Consider the following 421-nt stretch of genomic DNA (forward strand, 5'->3'; position numbering starts at 1 on the left):
GCACAGACCCGGCTCCGAGGCCATCTCCAGGGTGAGGTCGATCGGGAAGCCCCAGGTGTCGTGGAGCAGGAACGCCTGCTCGCCGGGGAGCACCCGGCCGCCGGCGGCCTTCGTCTCGGTGACCGCGGTGTCGAGGATGTTGGTGACGGCCGAGAGGGTATTGAGGAAGCGGGACTCCTCGGCGAGCGCCACCGACTCGATCCGCTTGCGGTCGGTGATCAGCTCCGGGTACTGCTCGCCCATGGTGCCGATGACGACGTCCACCAGCTCGGCGACGACCGGGCGGTCCGCGCCCAGCATCCGCATGGTGCGGATGGCGCGGCGCATGATGCGGCGCAGGACGTAGCCGCGGCCTTCGTTGCCGGGGGTGACGCCGTCGCCGATGAGCATGACGGCGGTGCGCATGTGGTCGGCGACGACC

Annotated in this window: 1 protein-coding gene; it reads right to left on the reverse strand. The window is 70.8% G+C overall.

The window, feature by feature from the left end; all coding sequences use genetic code 11:
* On the reverse strand, positions 1 to 421 hold a 421-nt coding region (locus tag AC5RWQ_RS30620; protein ID WP_494286068.1), incomplete at both ends, for an alanine--tRNA ligase-related protein.

The organism is Micromonospora sp. BS32 (genome assembly GCF_059089345.1).